At 67.6% G+C, this 26,342-nt stretch carries 24 protein-coding genes; 6 read left to right on the forward strand and 18 right to left on the reverse strand.

Features of this window, described 5'->3' with window-relative positions:
- Positions 1-35: 35 nt before the first annotated feature.
- From andAa to andAc, 4 genes are read right to left on the reverse strand one after another with little or no spacing between them, the layout of a single operon-like run.
- Entirely contained in the window at positions 36-1,265 is a 1,230-nt protein-coding gene (gene andAa / locus BM43_RS10025) for an anthranilate 1,2-dioxygenase system ferredoxin--NAD(+) reductase (protein ID WP_036055685.1), read from the reverse strand.
- Complete coding sequence (andAb, locus tag BM43_RS10030; RefSeq protein ID WP_025100420.1) at positions 1,255-1,581, reverse strand: anthranilate 1,2-dioxygenase ferredoxin subunit AndAb; 327 nt, start codon at positions 1,579-1,581, stop codon at positions 1,255-1,257. Before andAb ends, andAa begins: the two co-directional genes overlap by 11 nt.
- A gap of 23 nt (positions 1,582-1,604) precedes the next feature.
- On the reverse strand, positions 1,605-2,081 hold the full coding sequence (andAd, locus tag BM43_RS10035) for an anthranilate 1,2-dioxygenase small subunit AndAd (RefSeq protein ID WP_025100419.1): 477 nt from the start codon (positions 2,079-2,081) through the stop codon (positions 1,605-1,607).
- 19 nt (positions 2,082-2,100) lie between these two features.
- Positions 2,101-3,372, reverse strand: a complete 1,272-nt coding sequence (gene andAc / locus BM43_RS10040; protein ID WP_013690993.1) for an anthranilate 1,2-dioxygenase large subunit AndAc — start codon at positions 3,370-3,372, stop codon at positions 2,101-2,103.
- A gap of 210 nt (positions 3,373-3,582) precedes the next feature.
- Here andAc and andR point away from each other — a divergent pair, with 210 nt between their 5' ends.
- Positions 3,583-4,614, forward strand: a complete 1,032-nt coding sequence (gene andR / locus BM43_RS10045; protein ID WP_036055684.1) for an anthranilate 1,2-dioxygenase regulatory protein AndR — start codon at positions 3,583-3,585, stop codon at positions 4,612-4,614.
- 195 nt (positions 4,615-4,809) lie between these two features.
- Here andR and BM43_RS10050 read toward each other — a convergent pair whose 3' ends face one another.
- Entirely contained in the window at positions 4,810-5,715 is a 906-nt protein-coding gene (locus tag BM43_RS10050; RefSeq protein WP_017920582.1) for a LysR family transcriptional regulator, read from the reverse strand.
- Positions 5,716-5,805: 90 nt separating this feature from the next.
- Here BM43_RS10050 and BM43_RS10055 point away from each other — a divergent pair, with 90 nt between their 5' ends.
- The 3 genes from BM43_RS10055 to catC are packed head-to-tail and all read left to right on the forward strand — an operon-like array spanning position 5,806 to position 8,197.
- Entirely contained in the window at positions 5,806-6,933 is a 1,128-nt protein-coding gene (locus tag BM43_RS10055) for a muconate/chloromuconate family cycloisomerase (RefSeq protein ID WP_036055683.1), read from the forward strand.
- A gap of 49 nt (positions 6,934-6,982) precedes the next feature.
- Positions 6,983-7,891 carry a catechol 1,2-dioxygenase gene (gene catA / locus BM43_RS10060; protein ID WP_036055682.1) on the forward strand — a complete coding sequence of 303 codons (909 nt, stop codon included), beginning with the start codon at positions 6,983-6,985 and terminating at the stop codon, positions 7,889-7,891.
- Between the two features lie 15 nt (positions 7,892-7,906).
- Positions 7,907-8,197 (forward strand): muconolactone Delta-isomerase, encoded by a 291-nt coding sequence (gene catC, locus BM43_RS10065; RefSeq protein WP_036055681.1) that lies wholly within the window; start codon positions 7,907-7,909, stop codon positions 8,195-8,197.
- Between the two features lie 89 nt (positions 8,198-8,286).
- On the opposite strand, the gene BM43_RS10070 is transcribed toward catC, so the two are convergent.
- From BM43_RS10070 to BM43_RS10105, 8 genes are all read right to left on the reverse strand, one after another.
- Positions 8,287-9,534, reverse strand: a complete 1,248-nt coding sequence (locus BM43_RS10070; protein WP_036055680.1) for an ATP-binding protein — start codon at positions 9,532-9,534, stop codon at positions 8,287-8,289.
- The gene (locus BM43_RS10075; protein ID WP_013691000.1) at positions 9,518-10,261 is read right to left on the reverse strand and encodes a response regulator; all 744 of its coding nucleotides are present in this window, start codon (positions 10,259-10,261) and stop codon (positions 9,518-9,520) included. Before BM43_RS10075 ends, BM43_RS10070 begins: the two co-directional genes overlap by 17 nt.
- Before the next feature lie 295 nt (positions 10,262-10,556).
- A complete protein-coding gene (gene cyoD, locus BM43_RS10080) occupies positions 10,557-10,898 on the reverse strand; it encodes a cytochrome o ubiquinol oxidase subunit IV (RefSeq protein ID WP_013691001.1) in 342 nt (113 codons plus the stop codon).
- Positions 10,899-11,510, reverse strand: a complete 612-nt coding sequence (gene cyoC, locus BM43_RS10085) for a cytochrome o ubiquinol oxidase subunit III (RefSeq protein WP_013691002.1) — start codon at positions 11,508-11,510, stop codon at positions 10,899-10,901.
- Positions 11,510-13,522 carry a cytochrome o ubiquinol oxidase subunit I gene (cyoB, locus tag BM43_RS10090; RefSeq protein WP_036055679.1) on the reverse strand — a complete coding sequence of 671 codons (2,013 nt, stop codon included), beginning with the start codon at positions 13,520-13,522 and terminating at the stop codon, positions 11,510-11,512. The genes cyoC and cyoB overlap by 1 nt, the downstream gene beginning before the upstream one ends.
- Before the next feature lie 2 nt (positions 13,523-13,524).
- On the reverse strand, positions 13,525-14,415 hold the full coding sequence (gene cyoA, locus BM43_RS10095; protein WP_013691004.1) for a ubiquinol oxidase subunit II: 891 nt from the start codon (positions 14,413-14,415) through the stop codon (positions 13,525-13,527).
- 246 nt (positions 14,416-14,661) lie between these two features.
- On the reverse strand, positions 14,662-16,215 hold the full coding sequence (locus tag BM43_RS10100; RefSeq protein ID WP_036055678.1) for a complex I subunit 4 family protein: 1,554 nt from the start codon (positions 16,213-16,215) through the stop codon (positions 14,662-14,664).
- Between the two features lie 520 nt (positions 16,216-16,735).
- Complete coding sequence (locus BM43_RS10105) at positions 16,736-18,769, reverse strand: NADPH-dependent 2,4-dienoyl-CoA reductase (protein ID WP_036055677.1); 2,034 nt, start codon at positions 18,767-18,769, stop codon at positions 16,736-16,738.
- A 105-nt stretch (positions 18,770-18,874) separates the two neighbouring features.
- On the opposite strand from BM43_RS10105, the gene BM43_RS10110 reads away from it, so the two are divergent.
- Both BM43_RS10110 and BM43_RS10115 read left to right on the forward strand, forming a co-directional pair.
- Entirely contained in the window at positions 18,875-19,912 is a 1,038-nt protein-coding gene (locus tag BM43_RS10110; protein WP_036055676.1) for an AraC family transcriptional regulator, read from the forward strand.
- Between the two features lie 352 nt (positions 19,913-20,264).
- The gene (locus BM43_RS10115) at positions 20,265-20,450 is read left to right on the forward strand and encodes a hypothetical protein (protein WP_036055675.1); all 186 of its coding nucleotides are present in this window, start codon (positions 20,265-20,267) and stop codon (positions 20,448-20,450) included.
- A 51-nt stretch (positions 20,451-20,501) separates the two neighbouring features.
- Here BM43_RS10115 and BM43_RS10120 read toward each other — a convergent pair whose 3' ends face one another.
- The 5 genes from BM43_RS10120 to BM43_RS10140 all read right to left on the reverse strand — a co-directional run bounded on the left by BM43_RS10120 (position 20,502) and on the right by BM43_RS10140 (position 26,219).
- Positions 20,502-21,668 (reverse strand): osmoprotectant ABC transporter ATP-binding protein OsmV, encoded by a 1,167-nt coding sequence (locus BM43_RS10120; protein ID WP_036055674.1) that lies wholly within the window; start codon positions 21,666-21,668, stop codon positions 20,502-20,504.
- Positions 21,665-22,318 carry an ABC transporter permease gene (locus BM43_RS10125; protein WP_013691010.1) on the reverse strand — a complete coding sequence of 218 codons (654 nt, stop codon included), beginning with the start codon at positions 22,316-22,318 and terminating at the stop codon, positions 21,665-21,667. Before BM43_RS10125 ends, BM43_RS10120 begins: the two co-directional genes overlap by 4 nt.
- A gap of 13 nt (positions 22,319-22,331) precedes the next feature.
- Positions 22,332-23,258 carry a glycine betaine ABC transporter substrate-binding protein gene (locus BM43_RS10130; RefSeq protein ID WP_025101494.1) on the reverse strand — a complete coding sequence of 309 codons (927 nt, stop codon included), beginning with the start codon at positions 23,256-23,258 and terminating at the stop codon, positions 22,332-22,334.
- A complete protein-coding gene (locus tag BM43_RS10135; protein ID WP_036055673.1) occupies positions 23,255-23,971 on the reverse strand; it encodes an ABC transporter permease in 717 nt (238 codons plus the stop codon). The genes BM43_RS10130 and BM43_RS10135 overlap by 4 nt, the downstream gene beginning before the upstream one ends.
- Before the next feature lie 715 nt (positions 23,972-24,686).
- Entirely contained in the window at positions 24,687-26,219 is a 1,533-nt protein-coding gene (locus BM43_RS10140; protein ID WP_036055672.1) for an amino acid permease, read from the reverse strand.
- Between the last annotated feature and the right edge of the window lie 123 nt (positions 26,220-26,342).

A 26,342-nucleotide genomic window follows, 5' to 3' on the forward strand; every position in this document is an offset into this window, starting at 1 on the left:
ACGCGCAAGCGCGGCCCCAACTGTGCTTCGCGCCCTTACAGCAGGCTGCGCAGCGCCACCGCCGGATCGGCCAGCCGCGCCGCGTCGAGCGGCGCGCGCGCAGCCGCCAGCCGGCGGCACACCGCCATCTCGCGCCCCGCGTCGATCACCGCCGCCGCCGCGAGCCGCCCTTCCCCGTCCAGCCCGAACACCGCGAACGGCCCGCGGCCCGGCTCGCCGCGCAGCACGCGCCGCTGCCCCGGCTCAAACCAGCCGAGCGTCTGCAGGTTGCTGTCGTACTGATCCGACCAGAGCCAGGGCAGCTCCGCGTAAGCGTCCTCGCCGCCGAGCAGGTTGGCCGCCGCCACGGCCGGCTGGCGCTCGGCGATCTGCCAGGATTCGGTGCGCACGTGGCGCCCCGCCAGCGGATGGAAATGCGAAGTCACTTCGCCGGCCGCGAAGATCGCCGGATCGAGCGTGCGGCAGCCGGCGTCGACGCGGATCCCGTCCGCCACCTCCAAGCCCGCCGCCTGCGCGAGTTCGACGTTGGGCACCACGCCGATCCCGACCACCACCACGTCGGCCGGCACCTCGCCTTCGCTGGTTTCCACCAGCAGCGCGCCGCCGGAATCGCGGGGATCGCGCCGCACGCGCTCGGGCAGCACGCCGAGCCGCACCTCGACGCCATGCCGCCGATGCAGGGCCAGCGCGTGCTCGCCCACCTCGGGCGGCATCGCGCGGCCGAGCAGGCGCGCGGCCGGGTCGATCACGCTGACCCGGCAGCCGAGCCGCACTGCGCTGGCCGCCACCTCCAGGCCGATGAAGCCGCCGCCGAGCACGGCCACGCGCAGGCCCGGCCGCAAGGCCTCGCGCAGCGCGCGCGTATCGGCCAGCATGCGCACGTAGTGCAGCGGCACGCCGGGCTCCAGCGCGCCGCCGAACGGCCGCACGCGCGAGCCGGTGGCCAGCAGCAGCCGCGCATAGGGCAGGCTGGCGCCGTCGGCCAGGCGCACGCGCTGCGCGGCGCGGTCGATCGCCTCGACGCGCGTGGCGAGCCGCAGCTCGATGCGCTGTTGCGCGTACCAGCCCGGCTCGCGCACGAACAGGCGCGGCTCCTCGGCCTCCGCGAGCAGCGCGTCCTTCGACAGCAGCGGCCGGTCGTAAGGCGCCTCGGGCTCCTCGCCCAGCATCACGATCGGCAGCGCGGCATCACGCTCGCGCAAGGCCTCGGCCGCGCGCCGGGCCGCGTGGCCGGCGCCGACGATCACCACCGGATCAGCCGACATGGACCTGCGCCTGCCCGTCGACCATGCGGATCGGATAGCTGCGCACCGCCTCGGTGATCGGCGCGCAGCGCGGCGCGCCGCTGCGGATGTCGACCAGCCCCTGGTGCAGCGGGCACTCCACGCAGCCGTCCTCGACGAACCCCTCCGACAGCCGCGCGTGGCCATGCGTGCAGAGATCGTGCAGCGCGAACAGCTCGTCGCCGAGCCGAAAGATCGCGATCGGCTTGCCGCCGACCACGCGCGCGGCCGGTTCGTCCTCGCTGAATTCGTCGAGCGCGCCGAGCGCGTGCCAGGTATCGAGCGTGTCCTCGGTCATGATGATGTCCTTCCTCCAGCGGTTCAGATCGGCGTCGCGAGCAGGGTCTGCACGCGCGAGGTGTCGTAGATCACGCGCTTGGCGCGATAGCGCAGCCCCTCGGGCGTGCGCACCACGGTGTCGAAGTAGCGGCCCGCCTGGTAGACATGCGATTCGCCGTCGCTCTTGGTTTGCACCACCACGTAGTTGCTCTCGGTGTCGATCTCCTCGCCGCGCACTTCGAGGATGGTCAGGCCCGAGGTCATGTGGCGATAGGTATGCGCGTCGTAGATGTTGGCGTGGCGCAACGACACCACGCGATCGCGCAGCATGCGCCGGTTGCTGCAGTGGATGATGCCGATCGGCAGGCCGAGATCGGCATTCTCCTTCGGCACGATTTCATACAGGCAGTCCTCGGTGAACATCTCCGGCCAGCTTTCCAGCCGGTTGTTGTCGAGGTGGCCGAGATAGCGGTTCTGCAGCATCGTCAGTTCGAGCCACAGCGAAATGTCGTCGGTCATGGGTGTGCTCCGCGGGTTCTCAATAGCCCATCAGCTTCTGGTAGCCGACCCAGAAACGCCGGATCAGGCTTTCGGTGATCACCGTGTCCTGCTGGTCGGGATTGCTGCGCGACATCTCGATCACCGAGCTCGCGTCGGGATCGCGGAAGGTGCCGCGCTGCACCAGCTCGGTGGCCTCGGTGTCCTCCATCGAGATGTAGCCGGCCGGCCCCACCAGGTTGGCCTGCTTGATGCGCAGCGCGCGCAGCTCGGGCGTGTCGTCGGCATAACCGAAGAAGTGGAACACCAGCTCGAAGTTGCCCGGCCCCTTGGGCAGCAACTGGCGCGCCACCAGCGTGTTGTGGATCTGCTGGATCACCAGTTGCGGGAAGATCGGCTGGATGTGGTTGGTGGTGTCCTCGTCGTATTCGGACACCAGCCCCAGGATCGAATCGTCCTCCAGCGCGAAGCCCTCGTCGAAGGAGCGGATGTTCTGCTGCTTGTAGGCCGCCGAGGTGTCCTCGCCGGTCTTGGTGACGGTGATGATGCTGTGCAGGCCGTGCGTCGCGTCGGGGATCGAGCGCGCCTTCATGCCGACCCGGAAGATATTGAAGGTGGTATGGAACAGGTGCAACATGCTCGCGTGATACGGGTCCTTCACGTTCTCGAAGTAGAGTTTCCAGTTCGACTTCGAGTATTGCCGCGTGCAGCCGAGGTACTCGATCGGCTTGTGGAAGATGCGGTCGATCCAGGGCCGCATTTCCGCGCCCAGGTACTCGGGCAGCGGCGCGACTTCCTCGCTGAAGCTCGCGAACACCAGGCCGCGATAGCTCTCGACGCGCAGCTGGCGCAACCCGTGCTGCTTCGGATCGAAATCGGGCGGCATGCCGGTCATGCCCTTCTGCCCGCGCCGGAACGGCACGCCGAGCAGGTTGCCGGCATTGTCGAAGCTCCATTGGTGGTAGACGCAGGTATGCGAGCTGGCGTTGCCGCGTGCCTGGCGGCACACCTGCGCGCCGCGATGCGCGCAGCGGTTGACCCAGGCCGAGAGCGTGCCGTCCTCGCCGCGCGTGACCACCACCGGCGTGTCGCCGACGAAACTGCTCTTGAAATCGCCCGGCTTGGGCAGCTCGGCCTCGAGCGCCACGAAGTTCCAGGTAGGACCCCGAAAGATCCGCTCCTGCTCGCGCTCGTAGACGGCCTGCGAGCTGAACACCTTGTAGGGTACGCGCGAGCCGTCCTCGCGCGGAAAACGCAGTTCGGCCGTGTCGTGACGGTCGGCGAGCCGCACCGGCGTTTCGGTCAGTTCCATAGTGGTCTCCTGGGGACGAGGGTGGATATCACCCGACAGGACTCGATTCTTGAAACGCTAATATTCGGCGTCTATCCGGAAACGGCGGGCGGCCCCCGCTTGCGGCGCTGCACTATCCAGTTCCGGCGGCTTTCTGCCGATCGCCGATTATTTTTGCGATAGGATCGCGAAAACGACGGCGGCGCCGACGCGCCGTTCACCGACACGATCATGTCCCCGACCCTGTTCAATCCGCTCGCGCTGCGCGCGCACCGGCTATTCGAATCGCGCGATCTCGACGAGACGCGCGAGCGCATCTCGCGCGTGATGCAGCCGCACGCGCTGGTGCCGGGCGGCCGCCGGCACGGCGGCGCGGCCCATATGGATTTCGTGCGGCTCGGGCGGCTCGGGCTGGGGGCGATCGCCTTCGGCGAGGCGATGCAGGTGCGCGTGGATGCCGTCGACGGCTACCACCTGCTGATGTTCTGCGTGGCCGGCCATGCGCGGGTGCGCGCCGGCGGGCGGCTGCTCGCGGTGGACGGGCGCACCGGCGTGATCTGCGCGCCCGGCGAGACCTTCGACGCCGAGTTGTCGGCCGACTGCGAGCAGTTCGTGATGCGCATCGACGCGGCCGCGCTGGCGGCGCTGACGGACGGCGCGCCGGGCCTCGACCCGGTGGTGGGCGTGGGTGGTGCCTCGCTGGCGCCGTGGCTCCAGCAACTGATGCTGGTGGCGCGCTCGCCGGACCTGCTGGAGGCGGCCTGCGCCAACCCGCGCGTGGCCGATCGCATCGAGCAGTTGCTGCTCGACCTGCTGGTGGACGGCCATCCGGCGCGCGCGGCGGGCCGGCTCGGGCTTTCCGCCCGCGTCCATGCCGCGCTTCCCGTTCCGGCCGGCAATCCCGCCGGGCTCGCCATCGCGCCCCGCCGCCACGATCCCGCACCCGCCTTCGTGCGCCGCGCCCAGGAATTCGTCGAGACTGCCTACGCGCAGCCGCTGCAACTGGCCGATATCGTGGCCGCTGCCGGCGTGCCGGAACGCACGCTGCGCGAGGGTTTCCTGCAGTTTCGCGGGCTCAGCCCAACGCAGTTCCTGCGCGCCACGCGGCTCGAGCACGCGCGCGAGATGCTGGGCGCGGCGGCGCCGGGCCGGCGTATCGCCGATATCGCGCTCGATTGCGGGTTCGCGCATCTGGGTCGTTTCGCGATCGCCTATCGCGAGCGCTTCGGCGAATCGCCCTCGGACACGCTGGAGCGGCGCTAGGGAGCGTCTCGGCCGCCCCGCCACCTGAGGCCGTAGCGGCTGCATCAGGCCGCCTCGGCCGCATCCGCCGCCTCGGCCAGCTCCGGCACTTCGATACTTCAGCCGTCTCGGCTAGCCGGCTATCCGGGCCACCTCCGCCACGCAGCCTGCCTTGCCAGGCGCCCGGCCACTTCAGCGCCGCTGCCCCGGCGTAACTCAGGCGCCCGCCGGCCCCTGCGCCAGCGCGAACAGCTCGCGCGCCAGCCGGCAGAACAATGCGGTGGCCGAACCCTCGTCGTGCAGGCGCCGGCTCATGATGATCGGCGAGGTGGCGACCGGCTCGGGCAGCCGCCGGTAGACGATGCCGCGCACGCGCACGCCCTCCACGCCCTCCGGCACCAGCGACACGCCCACCTGGGCCGCCACCAGCCCGAGCGCGGTCTGCAGCTCGCGCACCTCGTGCACGGCGGCCGGCGTGAGACCGCCGTCGCGCAGCGCCGAGAGCTGCTGGTCGGCGAAGCTCGGCCGCGGCGTGCTGGGATAGACGATCAGCGTGTCGGCGGCCAGCTCGGCCAGCGTGATCGGCACCGCGGGGTCGGCGCAGCGATGCCCGGCCGGCAAGGCCGCGATCAGTTTCTCCTCGATCAGGGCCTCGCGCACCAGTTGGTCGTCGTCGAAGCGCAGCCGGCCGAAACCGACGTCGATGCGCCCCCCTTTCAGCGCGCCCAACTGCTCCAGCGTGAACATTTCGATCAGCGACAGCTCGACGTTCGGCGCGCGCTCGCGGAAGGCGCGGATCACGTCGGGCAGCGCGCCGTACATCGACGAGGGCACGAAACCGATCACGATCCGCTCCGACAACTGCGCGAGCCGCCGCGTGAGCGGCGCCAGCTCGTCGGCCTGCTCGACCAGGCGCCGCGCCTGCGCGTAGAACACGCGCCCGGCCTCGGTCAGCCGCAGCGGCCGGGCGCCGCGCTCGAACAGCGGCAGGCCGATTTCCTCCTCGATCATCTGCAACTGGCGCGACAGCGGCGGCTGGGTCATGTGCAGCCGCTCGGCCGCCCGCGTGATGTTCATCTCTTCGGCGACGGCGATGAAGTAGCGGAGCTGCCGCAATTCCATGCATACCTCGAAAGTATGGAAGTAGTCGGAAACGGTGTTGGACGGCCGCCGGGCTTTTGACCGACCATGAGCGCCAACCGGAGGAATCGCATGATAGCAACTGGCGTGAGCATCGAGCGGGTCGAGACCCTGCTGGTCGACGTCCCCACCATTCGCCCGCACCGCCTGTCGGTGGCGACCATGAACTGCCAGACCCTGGTGCTGGTGCGCGTGCGTTGCAGCGACGGGGTCGAGGGGGTGGGCGAAGGCACCACCATCGGCGGCCTGGCCTATGGCGAGGAAAGCCCGGAAAGCATCCGCGCCAATATCGACACCTACTTCGCTCCATTGCTGCAGGGTATGGACGCCACGCGCCCGGCCGCCGCCATGGCGCGCCTGCGCAAGCTGTTCCAGGGCAACCGCTTCGCCAAGTGCGCGGTGGAAACCGCCCTTTACGACGCCCAGGCGCGCCGTCTCGGCGTGCCCTTGTCGGAGCTGTTCGGCGGGCGCACTGCCGATTCGGTCGAGGTGGCCTGGACCCTGGCCAGCGGCGACACCGCGCGCGACATCGCCGAAGCCGAGCAGATGCTGGAGGCGCGCCGCCATCGCGTGTTCAAGCTCAAGATCGGGCTGCGCCCGGTGGAGCAGGATCTCGCCCACGTGGCCGCGATCGCCGCCGCGATCGGCCCGCGCGGCGAGGTGCGCGTCGACGTCAACCAGGCCTGGAGCGAGACCGAGGCCCTGCGCGCCTTGCCGCGCCTGGCCGAGGCCGGCGTCGGCCTGGTCGAGCAGCCGATCTCGGCGGCCAACCGCGCCGGCCTGGCCCGCCTCACGGCGCTGGCCGCCGTGCCGGTGATGGCCGACGAGGCGCTGCACGGCGCCTTCGACGCCTACGAGATCGCGCGCTCGCGCGCCGCCGACGTGTTCGCCATCAAGATCGCCCAGTCGGGCGGCCTGGCCGGCGCGGCGCAAGTGGCCGCGATCGCGAAGGCCGCGCAGCTCGGGCTGTACGGCGGCACCATGCTGGAAGGCGCGATCGGCACCCTCGCCTCGGCGCAGTTGTTCAGCACCTTCGGGCCGCTGGACTGGGGCACCGAGCTGTTCGGCCCGCTGCTGCTGACCGAGGAGATCCTGGTCGAGCCGCTGCGCTATCACGACTTCGCGCTGCACCTGCCCAACGGCCCGGGGCTAGGCATCGAGCCCGACTGGCCACGCATCGAACGGATGCGGCGGACCTGAACCGCCGCGCCACCCACCTCGCCCCCACATTCACATATCGGAGACATACATGGACAAGCCCGCCATCGACGCCCTGCTGAAATCCTTCGACGACACCGCCATCAAGCCCGGCAATCCGCGCGTGCGCGCGCTCGTCAACCGGATCACGCGCGACCTGTTCTACACCATCGAGGAACTCGACGTCAGCCCGAGCGAGTTCTGGACCGCGCTGAACTACCTCGGCGAGGCGGGCAAGAGCGGCGAACTGGGGCTGCTGGCGGCCGGCTTCGGCTTCGAGCACTTCCTCGACGTGCGGCTCGACGAGGCCGAGGCCCGCGCGGGCATCGAGGGCGGCACGCCGCGCACCATCGAGGGCCCGCTCTATGTGGCCGGTGCGCCGGAATCGGCCGGCTTCGCGCGGCTGGACGAGGACGGCGAGCCGGGCGAGACGCTGGTGATGCGCGGCCGGGTGCTCGACGACGCGGGCAAGCCGCTGGCCAATGCGCTGGTCGAGGTCTGGCACGCCAACCATCTCGGGAACTATTCCTACTTCGATCCGTCGCAGCAGCCCTTCAACCTGCGCCGCTCGATCCGCACCGATGCCGAGGGCCGGTATGCCTTCCGCAGCGTGGTGCCGGTCGGCTACAGCGTGCCGCCGGGCGGCAAGACCGAGCAACTGCTCGACCTGGTCGGCCGCCATGGCCATCGCCCCGCCCATATCCACTTCTTCGTGACCGCCGACGGCATGCGCCGCCTGACCACGCAGATCAATATCGACGGCGATCCGTATCTGTGGGACGACTTCGCCTTCGCCACCCGCGACGGCCTGGTGCCGGAGCTGAAGAAGGCCGAGGGCGCCGAGGGCAAACCCTATGGCCTGAGCGGCCAGTTCACGCTGATCGACTTCGACTTCCGCATGACGCGCGAGCGTGCCGCCCTGCCGAGCGCCGAGGTCGATCGCGCGCGCGCCTCGGCCTGAGCCCGGAGGACGACCATGCTGTTCCATGTGGAAATGACCGTGAACCTGCCGGCCGAGATGGACCCGGTCAAGGCGGCGAGCCTCAAGGCCGAGGAAAAAGCGATGTCGCAGAGGCTGCAGCAGGAAGGCATCTGGCGGCATCTGTGGCGCATCGCCGGACGTTACGCGAACATCAGCGTGTTCGACGTGGAGAGCCCGGCGCATCTGCACGACCTGCTGAGCCAGTTGCCGCTGTTCCCGTACATGCAGGTGGAAGTGCGCGCGCTGTGCCGCCATCCCTCGTCGATCCGCGAGGACGACAGCTGATCGACGACGGCATCGGCGCGATGTCGGCAATGTCGGCGATGTCGGAAAGCACGAGGCCCGATCGTTTCGATCGGGCCTCGTCGTTTGGCTCAGGCGAACGGGAAGGTCATGGTCACCACGAAACCGCCGTCGTCGGCATTCGAGGCGACGAAGCTGCCGCGATGCTGGCGCACCAGCCGCTTGACGATCGCCAGGCCCAGCCCGCAATGCGCGTCGCCGCCGCGCGCCGCGTCGAGCCGCACGAAGGGCCGCAGCGCGCGTTCGAGCTCGGCCTCGGGAATCCCCGGCCCGTGGTCGCGCACGATCAGGCGATAACCCTGCGCGGCCGCCTCGGTGGAAATCTCCACCGGCGGCTCGCCGTAGGTCATGGCGTTCTCGATCAGGTTGGTGAGGATCCGGTCGAGATCGACCAGCGGCAGTTGGAAACCCTCGCCGGCGCGCAGGTCGATGCTGACTAGCCCATCGTCGAGTTCGCCGCCGTAATGCTGGCGGCAATGCAGGTCGACGCTCGCGGCCGGTGAAGGCTCGCTGCCCTCGCGCGCGAAATCGAGAAACTGCGTGACGATGCGCGACAGCGCTTCCGAATCGCGCAGGAAACCGGCGCGCGTGGCCGCGTCGGGCAGCAGGTCGGCGCGCACCTGCATGCGCGTGATCGGCGCGCGCAGGTCGTGCGCCAGCCCGGCCAGCATCACGGCACGCTCCTGCTCGCCCTGCGAGAGCTCGCTGACCATCTCGTTGAAATTGGCGATCACCTCCTTGACCTCGCGCGGCCCGCCGATCGGCACGGCCGGCTGGCGGTTGCCGGGCCGGAAGTCACGCGCGGCCTGCGCGAGCCGCCGCAGCGGGCGCTGGATGCGCCAGGCGCCGAAGATCGCCAGCCCGATGCCGATCAGCATGGTCAGCGAGGACGCGCCGATGAAGCGCGTCACCGAGGGCATGGTCGAGGGCAGCGTGATCCAGTATTTCGCGCCGGGGTAGCGCGCCCACAACGTGCGCGTGTGGCCGTCGGCCACCACGTGGGTGCCGGGCGGCATCGCCTCGCGCAGGTGGCGCTCGAAGGGGCCGTAGGTGTCGGTGCAGGGTTTCGGGCAGCCGAAGGCGACCGCGTCGCGCGTGTCGACGAACGAGGTGCCGAGCATCGCGCTCACCGCCAGGCCCAGCGCGCTGCCGCTGGCCTGCGCCTGGGTCGACAAGGCGATCACGCGGCGCGTCTGCTCGACCTCGAGGCGCAGCCGCTCGCGGTCGAGCAGCACCAGGCCGATGGCATGGACCACCAGCACCAATCCGATCGCCATCAGCGCCAGCCGCGCGAACAGGGTGTCAAACGTGCGCTTCATCACCCTCGCCGCCGGGCACGAACATGTAGCCGACGCCGCGCATGGTCTGCACGTAGCGCGGCTGGGCCGGATCGTCCTCGAGCAGGCGGCGCAGGCGCCAGACCGGCACGTCGATGCCGCGCTCGGTCAGGTTCGAATACGGGCCGTGCAGCAGGTCGAGCAGGCGCGTGCGCGACAGGGTTTCCATCGGATGCAGGGCGAACACCTCGAGCAGCGCGTATTCGCCGCCGGTCAGCTTGAGCGCCTCGGTCTCGCGGTACAGCGTGCGGGTGGCGAAGTCGAGCCGGAACGGGCCGAAGCGCAGCGGCTCGCGCCGCTCGGGCGCGGGCCGCGTGCCGAGCGCGCCGGCCGGCGCGTGGCGGCGCAGCACGGCGTGGATCCGCGCCAGCAGTTCCTGCGGCATGAAGGGCTTGCCGAGATAGTCGTCGGCGCCGAGTTCGAGGCCGATCACGCGATCGACGCCGTCGGCGCGCGCGGTCAGCATGATCACCGGGATCGGGTCGCCGCTCGCGCGCAACTGCTTGAGCACGGTCAGGCCGTCGACGCCGGGCAGCATCAGGTCGAGCACGATCACCGAGGGACGCTCGCGTTCGAGCCGACGCTCGAGCGTGGTGGCGTCGTGCAGCACCGAGATCTCGATGCCGCGTTGCTGGAAGAAGGTTCGCAGCAGATCGCGCAGCGCGGCATCGTCGTCGATCAGCAGGACCTGGATAGGCGTGTCGGTCATGGTCGCGAGACTGGACGGTCGAGAAGGAACAAGGAAACCAGGATGCGGCCGGTAAGGATCGGAAACCGGGGGACGGAACGCTCCTCCCCTGCCGGCTTGCAATCCGGTGACTATAAGCGAAGCCGGGCCGGCATGGCTTGCATGATCTTGATTTGCCTTACGGAGTCTTACCGGGCGGCGGCTCGTTCGTCGGCCGCCGGCCAGGCCGCGAATGCCGGGCACTGGAATGGAAAAAGCCGCCTTGCGGCGGCTTTTTTCGAGGCTGCTTGCGGACCCGCCGAAGCGGGCCGGTGCATCAACGCGACATCATGTTCATGCTGACGTTGTGCATGATCCACAGCGAGCCGACGATCACGATACCGACCGTCAGCACGGTGTAGACGAACGCGGTCAGGTTCCAGCGCTGGCCCGACGACGTGTTCATGTGCAGGAAGAAAATCAGGTGGACGACGATCTGCACGGCGGCCAGCACGGCCAGCGCGATGACCATCGTGGTGGTCGACGCGAACCAGCCGCCGAGCACCACGCCGAACGAGGCGGCCGTCAGGATCACCGACAGCACGAAGCCGACCAGGTAGCTGCTTACGGTGCCGTGCGAGGCGTCGTCGTGGCCGTCATGGGCAGGAGAATGAGCCATTTAGATCACACTCACGAGGTAGACAAAGGTAAACACGCAGATCCAGACGATGTCCAAGAAGTGCCAGAACAGCGACAGGCAGGTCAGGCGACGGATGTCCTGCTCCGACAGCTGCGGGTTGCGCGCGATCTGAAACAGCAGCACGACCATCCAGATCATGCCCATCGTCACGTGCAGGCCGTGGGTCGCGACCAGCGTGAAGAACGACGACAGGAACGCGCTGCGGCCCGGGCCGGCGCCCTCTTCGATCAGGTGCGCGAACTCGCGGATTTCCATGAACAGGAACGAGGCGCCCAGGATGAAGGTGACGGCCAGCCAGCCGAACACCGCGCCGCGGTTGTTGCGGTGCGCGCCGATCATCGCGAAGCCGTAGGTGATCGAGCTCAGCAGCAGGGCCGCCGTTTCGAGCGCCACGCCCGGGATGTCGAACAGGTCCTTGGCGGTCGGGCCGCCGGCGAACTGGTGCTGCATCACAGCGAACACCGCGAACAGCGAGCCGAACAGGATACAGTCGGTCATCAGGTACAGCCAGAAGCCGAATACCGAGTGCGACGGCGGGTGGTGATGCTCTGCCGCGTGGTGATGACCGGCAGTCAGGGTGGTTTGTGCCATCAGTTGGCCTCCAGTTCCGCTTCAGCAGGCCGTGCCGCGACACGTGCGCCGCCACGCTGCTCTTCGATCTTCCGAACCGTATCGGCCGGAATGTAGTAGCCCTCGTTCTTCTGCGAGCTGTAGATGATCGCGGTCGCAACGATGCCGACGAAGCCGAGGATCGCCAGCCACCAGATGTGCCAGACACCGGCGAAGCCCAGCACCAGCGCGAACATGCCGATGAAGAAACCCGCGCTCGTGTTCGAGGGCATGTGGATGTCCTCGTACTGCTGGCCCTTCTCCAGACCGAAGCCCAGGCCGCGCTCCTTGCGGTACGCGACTTCGTCGAGCTCGTGGATGGTCGGGATGATGGCGAAGTTGTACGAGGCCGGCGGCGACGAGGTCGCCCACTCCAGCGTGCGGCCGTTCCACGGATCGCCCGACACGTCACGGTTGCCCGGCAGGTCGCGGTCGCGGATCGACACGTACAGTTGCAGCAGCTGGTGGACGATGCCGATCAGCACCAGCACCGCGCCGAACAGCGCGACCAGCATCCAGGGATGCCAGGCCGGGTTGTCGTAGTGGTTCAGACGACGCGTCACGCCCATGAAGCCCAGCACGTACAGCGGCGTGAAGGCGAAGATGAAGCCCATCTGCCAGAACCAGAAGGCGCGCTTGCCGAGCTTCTCGTTGAGCTTGAAGCCGAAGGCCTTCGGGAACCAGTAGTTGAAGCCCGCCAGGTAGCCGAACAGCACGCCGCCGATGATCACGTTGTGGAAGTGAGCGATCAGGAACAGGCTGTTGTGCAGCACGAAGTCGGCGCCCGGGATCGCCATCATCACGCCGGTCATGCCGCCGACCGTGAAGGTGATCATGAAGCCCAGCGTCCAGAGGATCGGCGCGGTGAATTCAAGGCGGCCGCGGTAGATCGTGAACAGCCAGTTGAAGATCTTCACGCCGGTCGGGATCGCGATGATCATCGTGGCGATGCCGAAGAACGCGTTGACGTCGGCGCCCGAACCCATCGTGAAGAAGTGGTGCAGCCACACGAGGAAGGACAGGACCATGATCGCGCAGGTGGCGTAGACCATCGTCTTGTAGCCGAACAGCGGCTTCTTGGCGTAGGTCGACACGACTTCCGAGAACACGCCGAACGCCGGCAGGATCAGGATGTACACCTCGGGGTGACCCCAGGCCCAGATCAGGTTCAGGTACAGCATGGCGTTGCCGCCGCCGTCATTCGTGAAGAAGTGCATCCCGAGGTAACGGTCCAGGCCGAGCAGCGCCAGCGTGACGGTCAGGATCGGGAACGCGGCCATGATCAGCACGTTGGTGCAGAGCGCGGTCCAGGTGAACACCGGCATCTTCATCAGCGTCATGCCGGGCGCGCGCATCTTGATGATGGTCACGAAGAAGTTCACGCCGGTCAGCAGCGTGCCGACCCCGGAGATCTGCAAGGCCCACAAGTAGTAGTCGACCCCCACGCCTGGACTGAACTGCAGCTCCGAGAGCGGCGGATAGGCCAGCCAGCCGGTCTGCGCGAACTCGCCGATGAACAGCGAGATCATCAGCAGCACCGCGCCGACCGCCGTCATCCAGAACGACAGCGAGTTCAGGAACGGGAAGGCCACGTCGCGCGCGCCGATCTGCAGCGGCACCACCAGGTTCATCAGGCCCACCATGAAGGTCATCGCCATGAAGAAGATCATGATGACGCCGTGCGCGGTGAAGATCTGGTCGTAGTGGTGCGGCGGGAGATAACCCGGCGCGTCATACGCGATGGCCAGCTGGGTACGCATCATGATCGCGTCGGCGAAGCCGCGCAGCAGCATGACCAGGGCGACCACGATGTACATCACGCCCAGACGCTTGTGGTCGACGCTCGTCAGCCACTCGGTCCAGAGATATTTCCACTTACCGAAGTAAGTCACGAGGCCCAGCACCAGCGCCCCGACGATGCCGACGCCGAGCGCCGTGATCACGAGGATCGGCTCGTGATACGGAATCGCGTCGAGTGTAAGTTTTCCGAACATGCTTACCCCTTCGTCGTACTGCACGACGCGTCATTGAATTCCATGACGTGACCGTTGTTGTACTTGCCAACGATGTTATTGAACAGGCGCGGATCGATGGTCGAGAAGAAGCGGACCGGATCCTTTTCGCTCGGCTTGGCGACGCTCGCGTACTCCGTCATGTCCAGGCGCTGCGGCGTGGCCTTGACCTTCTGGACCCACGCGTCGAAGTCCGACTGCGAGGTGGCCAGCGTGCGGAACTTCATGTCCGAGAAGCCCTTGCCGCTGTAGTTGGCGGACAGGCCGGCGTAGTCGCCTGCGTGGTCGGCGATCAGGTGCAGACGCGTCTGCATGCCGGCCATCGCGTACACCTGGGTGCCGAGTTGCGGGATGAAGAACGAGTTCATCACCGAATCCGACGTGATGCGGAAGTTGACCGGCGTACCGACGGGAATCGCGAGCTGGTTCACCGAGGCAATACCCAGATCCGGGTAGATGAACAGCCACTTCCAGTCGAGCGCGACGACTTCGACGTTGATCGGCTTCACATTCGACTCGAGCGGCTTGTACGGATCCAGCTCGTGCGTCGAAGTCCAGGTGAGGATGCCAAGATACAGAATGATCAGCGTCGGAACCGTCCAGATAACGACTTCGATCGCGTTCGAATGCGCCCATTTCGGTGCATACGTCGCGCTGCGGTTCGACGCGCGATAGTGCCACGCGAACACCAGCGTGAGCACGATCACCGGAATCACGACGATCAGCATGACCCACGTCGAAGTCCAGATCAGCGACTTCTCTGCGGCCCCGACGCTGCCCTTCGGGTCCAGTACGTCAAAGTTGCAACCGGATAGACAGACAAGCAATCCGGCGCCCAATAAAAGCAATATGCTTCTAAATGCCTTTCTATTCATCACATTTGCCTGATTTTGCGCGTGGTCGATTGGTGCGAACCGGCTATGCCCCGATTCGCGCAAGCGCACGCATCATAAAGCCGTTGGAGTGGGAAAAAGCGGTGAATCTTAGCAAATGATCCTTACCAAAACTCACCGTGCGACACGTTGCCACATCAAGCAACTTTGTCGGCCGTCGCCCGTGGCAGCCCGCGGACGATAGCACACCGCACCCGCCCCCCTGAGAGCCGGGTCCGGCATCGGCGATCAGGTCGGCGTGCGCGGCGTGCGCGACTCCGTCTGAACGCTGATGGTGGAAGCCGCCGGCGTGCCCGAACCGTCCTGGGCCGCATTGGCGCGCTGCTCGAGCTGCGCGACGATGCTGGCGGCGGCCGGGTCGATCACGTCGGTGAACGGCTTCGGATAAATCCCGATCGCGAGCACGATCACGGCCAGCGCCGCGAACACCACCGACTCGCGGCGGCTCAGGTCGATCAGCTTGCCGACGCGCTCGTGCTTGATCGCGCCGAAAATCACCCGCTTGAGCATCCAGAGCGTGTAGGCCGCGCTCAGGATCAGGGTCAGCGCGGCGATCGCGCCGATCCAGAAGTTCACGCGCACCGCGCCCATGATCACCAGGAATTCGCCGACGAAGCCCGAGGTGCCCGGCAGGCCGACGTTGGCCATCGCGAACAGCACGGCGAACAGCGCCAGGCGCGGCATGGTGTTGACCACCCCGCTGTATTCGGCGATCGCGCGGGTCTTGGTGCGATCGTAGAGCGCGCCCACGCAGAGGAACATCGCGCCGGCCACGAAGCCGTAGGAAATCATCTGCACGATCGCGCCGGTGATGCTCATCTGGTCGAACAGGAACACGCCGAGCGTGACCAGGCCCATGTGGGCGACCGCCGAGTAGGCCAGCATCTTGGCCATGTCCTTCTGCGCCAGCGCCAGCAGGCTGGCATAGACCACCGCGATCAGCGACAGGCCGATCATCACGGGCGCCAGGTAGTGGGCGGCATCGGGCGTGATCGGCAGGGCAAAGCGCAGGAAGCCGTAGCCGCCGATCTTGATCATGCCCAGCGACACCGCGGCGCCGGTCGGGCCGTCGGTGTAGACGTCCTGCAGCCAGGTATGCACCGGCCACATCGGCACCTTCACCGCGAAGGCCGCGAAGAAGCCGAGGAACACCAGCAACTGCGGCGTGAAGCCGAGGTGGGTCTTCTGCCAGACCGCCATGTCGAACGTGTGGGTCACGCCGAACAGGTAGAGCATCGCGGCCAGCATCAGCAGCGAGCCGGCGAACGAGATGAAGAAGAACTTGATGGCCGCGTAGGCACGGTTGGCGTGGCCCCAGGTGCCGATCAGCACGAACAGCGGGATCAGCGTGGCCTCGAAGAAGATGAAGAACAGCATGCCGTCGAGCGACGTGAACACGCCGATCATCAGCCCCGACAGGATCAGGAAGGAGCCGTGGTACTGGGCCACGCGGGTGGTGACCGATTCCCAGGAGGCGATCACGATCACCAGGGTGGTGAAGGCCGACAGCACCACCAGCCAGAGCGACAGCCCGTCCACGCCCATCCGCCATGCCGAACCGAACGCCGACAGCCAGGGCTTGTATTCGGTGAACTGAGCCGCGGTGTTGTGCGCGTCGAAACCGGCGACCAGCGGCACGGTCACCAGCAGGCCGACGATCGCGCCCACCAGCGCGAGCCACCGAGCCCGATGCGGATAACGATCCGATCCGATGCGCAGGATGGCCACGCCGAACACGATCGGTGTCCAGATCGCGAGGCTCAGGAATGGTACAGATTGCATGGCGGCAAAACCCTATGAAAACCCGGTCAGAGAGTCGTTCGACTGAGACGAAAGAAACGTAAGATTTGTAATGTTCGCCCGCTCAAAATGGCGAAGCGCCCGCAGTGTAATGCAATCGAAAGTTATGTAACAAGAGCGACCACACCGCGCCGGGTTAACGAGGATAAAGGTAAGTGCGACGTTTTGCATCGCAACATTCTGTTGCATTTTTCTCGACGAATCGAAGCATTGATTTTATTGAGTTTTTTTTCGCTTCAGAAACGGGGCGAGATCATCCAGACGACGCCAAACAGGGGCTTGACAAATCGAAATTTGCTTCAATTTGACGTTTCGAACACGATTCCGGGGTGTTCCGACGTCTCGCCTAAACTTTCTAAAAGCTTTCAATTTTGCTTTCCGAAAGCTTTCCCTCCGATCAAAAGAGGTGTCGAAACCACACTCTTGCGCGAAACGAAAATGAAAGCTTCGATTTCCTAAACCGTCAGCGCGATGCGACAGGATAGCGCCGTTCTGCCCGGTCTCAAAGCCTCGCGGCCAGCCTCGTGCCCTGGTCGATCGCGCGCTTCGCATCGAGTTCGGCCGCCACGTCCGCGCCGCCGATCAGGTGCACCGCCAGGCCCGCCTCCAGCAACGCGGCCTGCAGGTCGCGGCGCGGCTCCTGGCCGGCGCACAGCACGATCGTGTCGGCCTCGATCAGGCTCGGCCGCTCGCGCTTCTCGCCGAAGCTCACGTGCAGCCCGCGCGCGTCGATCCGCTCGTAGTTCACGCCGCCGATCATCTCCACCGCCTTCATCTTCAGCGTGGCGCGGTGGATCCAGCCGGTGGTCTTGCCGAGCCCCTTGCCGAGCGGCGCCGGCTTGCGCTGCAGCAGGGTGACGCGCCGCGCGGGCGGCGCGACCTGGGCCGGCACGATGCCGCCGCGGGCGCGCGCCGGATCGGTCACCCCCCACTCGGCCTGCCAGGCGGCCAGGTCGAGCGAGGGCGAGACGCCCTCCTGCACCAGGAACTCGGCGACGTCGAAGCCGATGCCGCCCGCGCCGACCACCGCCACGCGCTGGCCGACCGGCTTGCCCAGCGCCAGCACGTCGACGTAGCTCAGCACGTTCGAGCCGTCGCCGCCCGGGATGCGCGGATCGCGCGGCGTCACGCCGGTGGCCAGCACCACCTCGTCGTAGCCGCCGGCGATCAGCTCGGCCGCCTCGACGCGCCGCGACAGGTGCAGCGTCACGCCGCCCAGCTCGAGCTGCCGCCCGAAGTAGCGCAGCGTCTCGTGGAACTCCTCCTTGCCCGGGATCCGCTTGGCCAGGTTGAACTGGCCGCCGATCTGCGCGGCCGCGTCGAACAGCTCGACCCGGTGGCCGCGCCGGACCAGCGTGGTGGCGCAGGCGAGCCCGGCCGGGCCCGCGCCCACCACCGCGATGCGCTTGGCCTGCGCGGCGGGACGGATCTCGAGCAGGGTCTCGTGGCAGGCGCGCGGATTGACCAGGCAGGAGGCGATACGGTTCTTGAAGGCGTGATCGAGACAGGCCTGGTTGCAGCCGATGCAGACGTTGATCTCGTCGACACGCCCGCTAGCCGCCTTGGCGACGAATTCCGGATCGGCCAGGAACGGCCGCGCCATCGATACCATGTCGGCGCAACCCTCGGCCAGGATCCGCTCGGCCACTTCGGGCCGGTTGATGCGATTGGTCGTCACCAGCGGGATGCCCACCTCCCCCTTCATCTTCCGCGTGACCCAGGCGAAGGCGCCGCGCGGCACCGAGGTGGCGATGGTCGGCACGCGCGCCTCGTGCCAGCCGATGCCGGTATTGATCAGGGTCGCGCCGGCGCGCTCGACCGCGCGCGCGAGCCGAACCGTCTCGTCCCAGTCGCTGCCATTGGGGATCAGGTCCAGCATCGACAGCCGGTAGATCAGGATGAAGTCGGGGCCGACCGCCTCGCGCGTGCGCTCGACGATCTCGACCGGAAAGCGCATGCGATTCTCGTAGCTGCCGCCCCAGGCGTCGTCGCGATGATTGGTGTGGCGCGAGATGAACTGGTTGATCAGGTAACCCTCGGAGCCCATGATCTCGACGCCGTCGTAGCCGGCCTCGCGCGCCAGCACCGCGCAGCGCACGAAGGCGCGGATCTGCCGCTCGACGCCGGCCGCCGACAGCGCGCGCGGCGCGAACGGCGAAATCGGCGACTTGATGCGCGAGGGCGCGACCGCCAGCGGGTGGTAGCCGTAGCGGCCGGTATGAAGGATCTGCAGCGCGATCCTGCCGCCCTCGGCATGCACCGCCCCGGGAATCAGCCGGTGCCGGCGCGCCGCGCCCGAGCTGGCCAGCGTGCCGCCGAAGGGCTTGGTCCAGCCGGCCAGGTTCGGCGCGAAACCGCCGGTGACGATCAGGCCGACGCCGCCGCGCGCGCGCTCGGCGAAATACTCGGCCAGGCGCGGCAGGGTCTTGCGGCTGTCCTCCAGGCCGGTATGCATCGAGCCCATCAGGACGCGGTTGCGCAAGGTGGTGAAGCCGAGATCGAGCGGTGCGAGCAGGTGCGGGAACGGGGTCGTCATGGCGGGGAGCAGGTTCTGGTATGCCCCCGATGCTAGGCGGCGCCTCGCTTGAGCGTGAGGGGTCAAACAGCCATAATGCTTGTCATTTGTGGCCAAATCGATGCGATGACACGCTCCCCGTCCAAGGACAGCCTGGGCTTGCGGCGCCCGACCATCCCGGTCGCCTACCCGCGCCTGCTCATGCAGTTGTTCGCCGAGCGCGGCCTCGACCAGCGCGCGCTGCGTGCCGGCACGGGGCTGCGCGACGAGGTGCTGGCCCAGCCCGACGCGCGCGTATCGCCCTCGCAATGGGCGCGGCTGGTGCTCAATGCGATCGCGCTGACCGGCGACGAGGGTTTCGGCTTCGAGCTCGGCCTGCGGCTGCGGCCCTCGGTGCACGGCTTCCTCGGTTATGCCGCGATGACCGCGCCGGACCTGCGCACCGCGCTCGAGGTCAATGCGCGCTACTTCCGCACCCGCAACCGGCAGTACACGCTCGCCTATGCCGAGCACGGCGACGGCGCCACGCTGACCCTGGCCGGCGTGCAGTCGAGCCCGGTGCTGCGTCATCACACCTTGTTCGAGTTCGTGCTGGCCGGGCTCGCGCAATCGCTGCCGGCGCTGACCGGCCGCGGCGCGCCGCCGCTCGAGCTGCGTTTCGCCTGGCCCGAGCCGCCCTACTTCGCGCCGTATCGCGAGCGGCTGCCGCCGGTGCGCTTCGATTGCGAGGCGCATGCGCTGTGGATCGCACGCGAGGCGCTGGGCTGGCCGCTGGCGCTGGCCGACGAGGTCGCGCACCGGCAGGCGCTGGCGCAGGTCGAGCGCGAATACGCGGCGGTGCGGCAGGACGAAGGGGATTGGGTGGACCGCGTGCGCGCCGAGCTGGTGGCGGGCGCCGACGGTTATCCGGGCCCGGATGCGCTGGCGCGGCGCCTGCATGTCTCGACGCGCACCTTGCGGCGTCGGCTCGACGAAGCCGGCGCCGGCTATCGCGCGCTGCTCGACGAGGCACGCTATCGCGACGCGCGGCAGTTGTTGCGCGCCTCCGATCTCGACCTGAAGACGATCGCCGAGCAGTTGCGCTTCAGCGACCCGGCGAACTTCACGCGCGCCTTCCGCAAATGGGCCGGCGTGACGCCGAGCGCCTACCGGCGCGACGCTTGAGATGCAGCGGCTCGCGCCGGCAGCCGCGCAAAATCCGCGCAAAAAAAAAGCCGCCCGAAGGCGGCGCCAATAACGATACACGACGGGGGATCGCGCATCGCCAATGCAGAGACACGGAGATGCCGGGCAAGCAGGAATCACCTTGCCCGACAGCGAACAGTCTCGGCGATCGCGCGCCCACGCTCCATCTGAAAAGTCTGATCTTCGGGGCGGCATGGGCGGATTAGGACGAAAATCAGATCATTCCCATAGTCTTTTATCGGCACGCAATCGACACTCCGGATCTCGTGCCGCCGGCAGCCGTATCGCAAGGCCGGCGGCCCACCTCGATGCATTCCGTGAGGCAACGCCGATGTCCATCCAAGATCAGCCATCCCGACAAACCGCCCTGCATATACTCAGGCAGGCACCCGGCTGGGTCGACTGGAATGCGGCACGCAACGCGCCGAACTGGGTCGGCGGCCGCATCACGCTCGACGGCCGCTTCAGCGTCGACGAATTGCTCGCCCTGCTCGCGCTCTCGCGCATTCCACGCTGATTTCCCCGATCCCCTCGAAGCCGCCGGGCCGCGATGGCCCGGCATCCTGCCTCAGGTCCGCGCGGCCAGCGCCTCCGCGATGCGCGGCGGCTGGCCGGTCTGCTGGCGCGAGCGTCCCGAGCTCAGGTAGTCGGCGATCGAGTCCTGCGTGATCTCGCCGACATAGGCGCCATCCGCGTCCAGCACCGGCATCCACGACGAACGGTACTGGTACATTTTCGACAGCACGATGCGCAGGTTGTCCTCGGCGGAAACGGTGGCCGGGAACTCGCTGAGCCGCTCGCCGCAACTGCCGTCCGCGCCGCGCGCGGCACGGCGCGCGACGAAACCCAGCGCGCGCCGCGCCTCGTCGACCACGGTCAGGTAGCGGCTGTCGTTCTCGTCCATCACCGTGAAGGCCTCGGCCAGCGAGGTGCCGGCGCGCGCGGTCGGTGGCTGGGTGGCCGCGTCGCCCGCCTTCACCAGCAACAGGCGCTTGAGCGTGCTGTCCTGGCCGACGAACTGCCCGACGAATTCGTCGCGCGGATGCGCGAGCAGCGTATCGGGATGGTCGTACTGCACCAGCTTGCCGCGCCGGAACACCGCCACGCGATCGCCCAGCTTGATCGCCTCGTCGATGTCGTGGCTGACCATGATCACGGTCTTCTTCAACTGCCGCTGCATCTGGAAGAACTCGTTCTGGATCGACTCGCGATTGATCGGGTCGACCGCGCCGAACGGCTCGTCCATCAGCAGCACCGGCGGATCGGCCGCCAGCGCGCGCACCACGCCGATGCGCTGCTGCTGGCCGCCCGACAGCTCGCGCGGATAGCGCTTCAGGTAGAGCTTCGGGTCCAGCGCGACCATCGACATCAGCTCGGTGGCGCGCTCCTTGCAGCGCTTCTTGTCCCAGCCCAGCAGGCGCGGCACCACCGTGATGTTCTCCTCGATGGTCATGTTCGGGAACAGCCCGATCTGCTGGATCACGTAGCCAATCCGGCGCCGCAGGTCGACCTCGTCGAGCGCGTTGGTGTCCTCACCGTCGATCAGCACGCGGCCCGAGGTGGGCGTGATCAGGCGGTTGATCATCTTCAGCGTGGTGGTCTTGCCGCAGCCCGAGGGGCCGAGAAACACGCAGATTTCGCCTTCCGGCACGCTCAGGCTCACGGAATCGACGGCGCGCACCGGCTGGCCGTCCTTCTGCGAGAAGGTCTTCGTCAGTTGGTCGAGTTCGATCATGTCTTCTGCACTCCCTTCGGTGTCAATGCGCGCTGCAGCCACTGCAGCAGCAGGTCCGCGACGATCGCGAGCACGCTCACCAGCACCGCGCCCACCAGCAGCTTCATCATGCTGCTCTGCCCGATCGCGCGGACGATCAAGGTGCCCAGGCCGCCCGCGCCGATCACGGCGGCGATCGTCATCACGCCGATGTTCATCACCACGGCGGTGCGCACGCCGCCGAGGATCACCGGCACCGCCAGCGGCAGGTCGACCAGCCGCAGCCGCTGCCACGAGGTCATGCCAATGCCGATGCCGGCTTCCTTGATGCCGGCGTCGACGTTCCTCAGCGCCAGATAGGTATTGCGCATGATCGGCAGCAGCGAATAGAGGAACACGGCGGTGATCGCCGGCACCGCGCCGATGCCCTGCCCGAAGCGCGAGAACACCGGGATCATCAGGCCGAACAGCGCGATCGAGGGCAGCGTGAGGATCACGGTGGCCGCGCCCAGCAGCGGCGGCGCGAGCCATTCGTGGCGGCTGATCAGGATGCCCAGCGGCACGCCGGCGAGGATCGCGCAGCCCACCGCGATGCCCACCAGGTAGACGTGCTGCAAGGTGAGCTGCAGGAGCTCGGGCCAGTTCGCGGCCAGGTAGTCATGAACGGTCATGGTCGCCTCCGGGTCACGGCAAGGTATGCGTGCGCAGGAAATCGGCCGCGACCTGCTGCACCGACACGCCGTCGATATCGACGCGCTTGTTCATTTCCAGCATCACATCGTTGTTGAGCGCGGCCGACAGCGCGTTGAGCTGCACCGCGAGCTTGGGATGAGCCTTCAGCACCGGCTCGCGCACCACCGGCGTGGCGTTGTAGGGCGGGAAGAAATGCAGGTCGTCCTCCAGCGGCACGATGCCGAAGCCCTTCACACGGCCGTCGGTGGTATAGACCAGGCCGATGGTCAACTGGTTGTTGCGCAGCGCCGTGTAGACCAGGCCCGAATCCATCTGCTTGGTCTCCGAGCGGCTGAAGTTCAGGTGATAGGCCGCTTCCAGCGGCTTCAGCCCGTCGGGACGATTGGCGAACTCGGCATCCATGCCGAAGGTGTGGCGCGTGCCCTTCGGATCGGCGGCGATCTTCGCGGCCAGTTGCGAGATGGTGCGAATGCCGGTCTTGCGCGCGGTCTCGGCCGGCAGCGCGAGCGCGTAGGTGTTGTTGAGCGGCGAGGCATCGAGCCAGACCAGGCCGCGCCGCGCGTCGATCGCCTTGACGCGGCGGTACATCTCGTCGGGCGGCAGCTTCTCCTTGATCTTGTCGTAGACCAGGGCCGCGGTGCCCGTGTAGTCCCACATCACGTCGATCTGGCCGTTCTCGAGCGCGCTGCGCAGCAGCACGCTGCCCAGCCCGGTGCGGCTCTGGATGGTGTAGCCGCGCGCGCGCAGGTACTGCGAGGTGATCTCGGCGAGCACGTATTGCTCGGTGAAGTTCTTGCCGCCGACCGTGAGCGCCTGCGCCGCGGCGGGGGCCGAGGCCAGCGCGCCGAGCGAGGCCGCCGCCAGCACCACGGCGAGCGCGCGGCGCGCCATGGCGGAAATACGTTCGAAGCCCGTCATGCGGCACCTCCATTGCGCGCCATCACGTGGCGGCTGCCGGCCGCGACGATCGCATCGAGCAGCAGCGCGAGCACGGCCGTCGAGGCGGCGCCGAGCAGCAGCATCTGCTGGTTGTCGAGATAGATGCCGGGGAAGATCAGGGTGCCGAGGCTGTCGGCGCCGATCAGGTAGGCCAGCGGCGCGGTACCGACGTTGATGGCCAGCGCGGTGCGCACGCCGCCGACGATGATCGGCAGCGCATTCGGCAACTCGACGCGCGTGAGCGACTGCCACGGCGTCATGCCGATGCCGCGCGCGGCCTCCCGCAGCGAGGCCGGCACGTTGCGCATGCCCTCGTAGGCATTGCGCGTGATCGGCAGCAGCGAGGCCAGGAACAGCGCGACGATGGCCGGTATGTCGCCGATCCCGAAGATGCCGAGCGCGATCGCCAGCACCGCGAGCGAGGGCACCGTGTTGCCGATGTTGAACACCTGCATGAAGCGCTCGGCCTGGCGCGCGAGGGCGGGCCGGCTGAGCGCGACCCCGGCGGGAATGCCGACCGCGATGGCCAGCACCATCGAACAGCCGACCAGCATCAGGTGTCGTCCCGTGTAGTAGACGAGATCGCCCGAATGCTGCCGCCAGGTATCGGCGCCGATCGCGCTGGCGATCCAGCCGAACAGGATGACGGCCAGTAACAGGCTGCCCGCGAGACGGACAGTGCGTCGAGTCATGAGATACGCCTCCTTTCCGGAGCGGCGCACGCCAATGGCCGCGCGCCGCGAAAACGCCAGACGGCGTCGCGAATGGAAGGTACGGATCCCGGTCGTGCCGGGATCGAACCGACAAAAACGGCATCGCAACCGGCACGAAAAAACCCTGTCCGGTGTCCTGCGTGAGCGCTACCGCGCTCGTTCGATTGTCATGTTCAGCCCACGTAGCGCGCGTGCGCTACTCAGGCCAGGCACCATCTTGCGATGGCAAGGATGCGGCCGCACGAATGTGCCGGCACCGCAGGAGCTGGATGCTCCGATTGACGGGAAGGTTTGCGCGACTTTCGCACTTGCCGCGATCTTGCATGCATCGGCATGCAACTCACTGCGAAAGTCGAGGACATGCGCCGCAGTATAACGGCAATTTCTCGCCAGCGTAAACCCTTGGGGGCAGGATCGCGCAAATTGGATGCCCGCGCCATGCGAGGTGCGAAGCCGCAAAGCGCGATCCGAATTCGCGAGAAGGCGCATCGCGTTGCCACTCGAATTGCTCAGGATCGCGAATGATCGGGAAAGGGATCGGCTTCGCCGCTCATGCCGTGCGCGAAGCATCGATGAGGGAAAGGTGCGGGGCAGGAAAAGCACGGCGCGGCACGCATCGCGCCCGCCGCAAACCAGGACGGGATGCAGCGCGAGCCACGCGCGGCAGCCGCCGCGCGCGGTCGTAAAGCAAGCCTCAGGCCGTCTCGGCCGGGCTGCCCTGCCTGCGCGCCTCGCGCTGCGCGCCGCCCTCGAGCCAGGGCGCGATCTCCATGTCCTCGTAGCGCACGAAGCGGCTCTTTCTCAGCATGCGGTAGCCGAGCCAGACCAGCAGGAACAGCGGGATGCCGACATAGGTGGCCAGCACGCCGACCCAGTCGATCCGGTTCGACAGGAAGGCCTGGTAATCCTGGCCGAAGGCAATCACCAGGCACAGCACGAAGGCGAAGATCGGTCCATAGGGGAACAGCCGCGAGCGATAAGGCAGTTGCGAGAGGGCGAAGCCCTGCTTCTCGAAACCCTTGCGGAAGCGGTAGTGGCTGACCGCGATGCCGAGCCAGGCGATGAAGCCCGTCATCCCCGAGGTGTTGAGCAGCCAGAGATAGACGGTCTTGTCGCCGTACAGCGAGGACAGGAAGCACAGCGCGCCGACCGCGGTGGTGGCGTACAGCGCATTGCGCGGCACCCCGCTGCGGGACAGCTTCGCGAACAGGCGCGGCGCGCGGCCCTCGGTGGCGAGGTTGTAGAGCATGCGCGTCGAGGCGTACATGCCCGAGTTGCCGGCAGACAGCACGGCCGTCAGGATCACCGCGTTCATCACGCCGGCCGCGAAGGCCAGCCCGGCGTGACGGAACACCAGCGTAAACGGGCTCACGCCGATATCGGTCACGTCGCTCTTGAGCAGGCTGGGATCGGTATAGGGCACCAGCATGCCGATCACCAGGATCGCGAACACGTAGAACAGCAGGATGCGCCAGAACACCTGGCGCACCGCGCGCGGGATGGTGGTTCGCGGGTTCTCCGATTCGCCGGCGGCCACGCCGATCAGCTCGGTGCCCTGGAACGAGAAGCCGGCGATCATCGCCACCCCCATCATGGCGGGCAGGCCGCCCGCGAACGGCGCGTCGCCGATCGCGAAGTTGGCCCAGGCCGGCGACGGGCCGCCCTTCAGGATGCCGAAGATCATCAGCAGGCCGGTGGCGATGAAGGCCAGCACGGTGACCACCTTGATCAGCGCGAACCAGTATTCGGCCTCGCCGAAGCCGCGCACCGTCATCACGTTGAGCAGGAACATCACGCCGAGGAACAGCGCGCTCCACCAGACGCCCGGGACATGCGGGAACCAGTAGTTCATCACCAGTTGCGCGGCCACCAGTTCCACCGCGATCGTCACGGCCCAGTTGTACCAGTAGTTCCAGCCGAGCGCGAAGCCGAAGCCCTCGTCGACGTACTTCGCGCCGTAGGTCGCGAAGGAGCCCGACACGGGCATCAACGCTGCCATCTCGCCCAGGCTCATCATCAGGCAATAGACCATCAGCCCGATCAGCAGGTAGGCGAGGATCGCGCCGCCGGGGCCGGCCTGCGAGATCGAGGCGCCCGAGGCGACGAACAGGCCCGTGCCGATCGAGCCGCCGATCGCGATCATCGTCAGGTGACGTGCCTTGAGGCTGCGTTTGAGTTGCGGAGAAGCGGCGGAGGCGGGCTCGGAATGCGTGGATTGTTTTGGCATGGATGACGGACAAGAGGCAGGCGGGCGGCGTCTCGGCACGCGGCCAGGGCCGCCCGGATGGGGCGGCGCGGCCACGCGCGGGCGCCGGCGCGTCTCGCGCGCAGCGCGGATTCTACCCGATTC

The sequence above is a fragment of the Burkholderia gladioli genome, from assembly GCF_000959725.1.
Classification (GTDB): Bacteria; Pseudomonadota; Gammaproteobacteria; order Burkholderiales; family Burkholderiaceae; genus Burkholderia; species Burkholderia gladioli.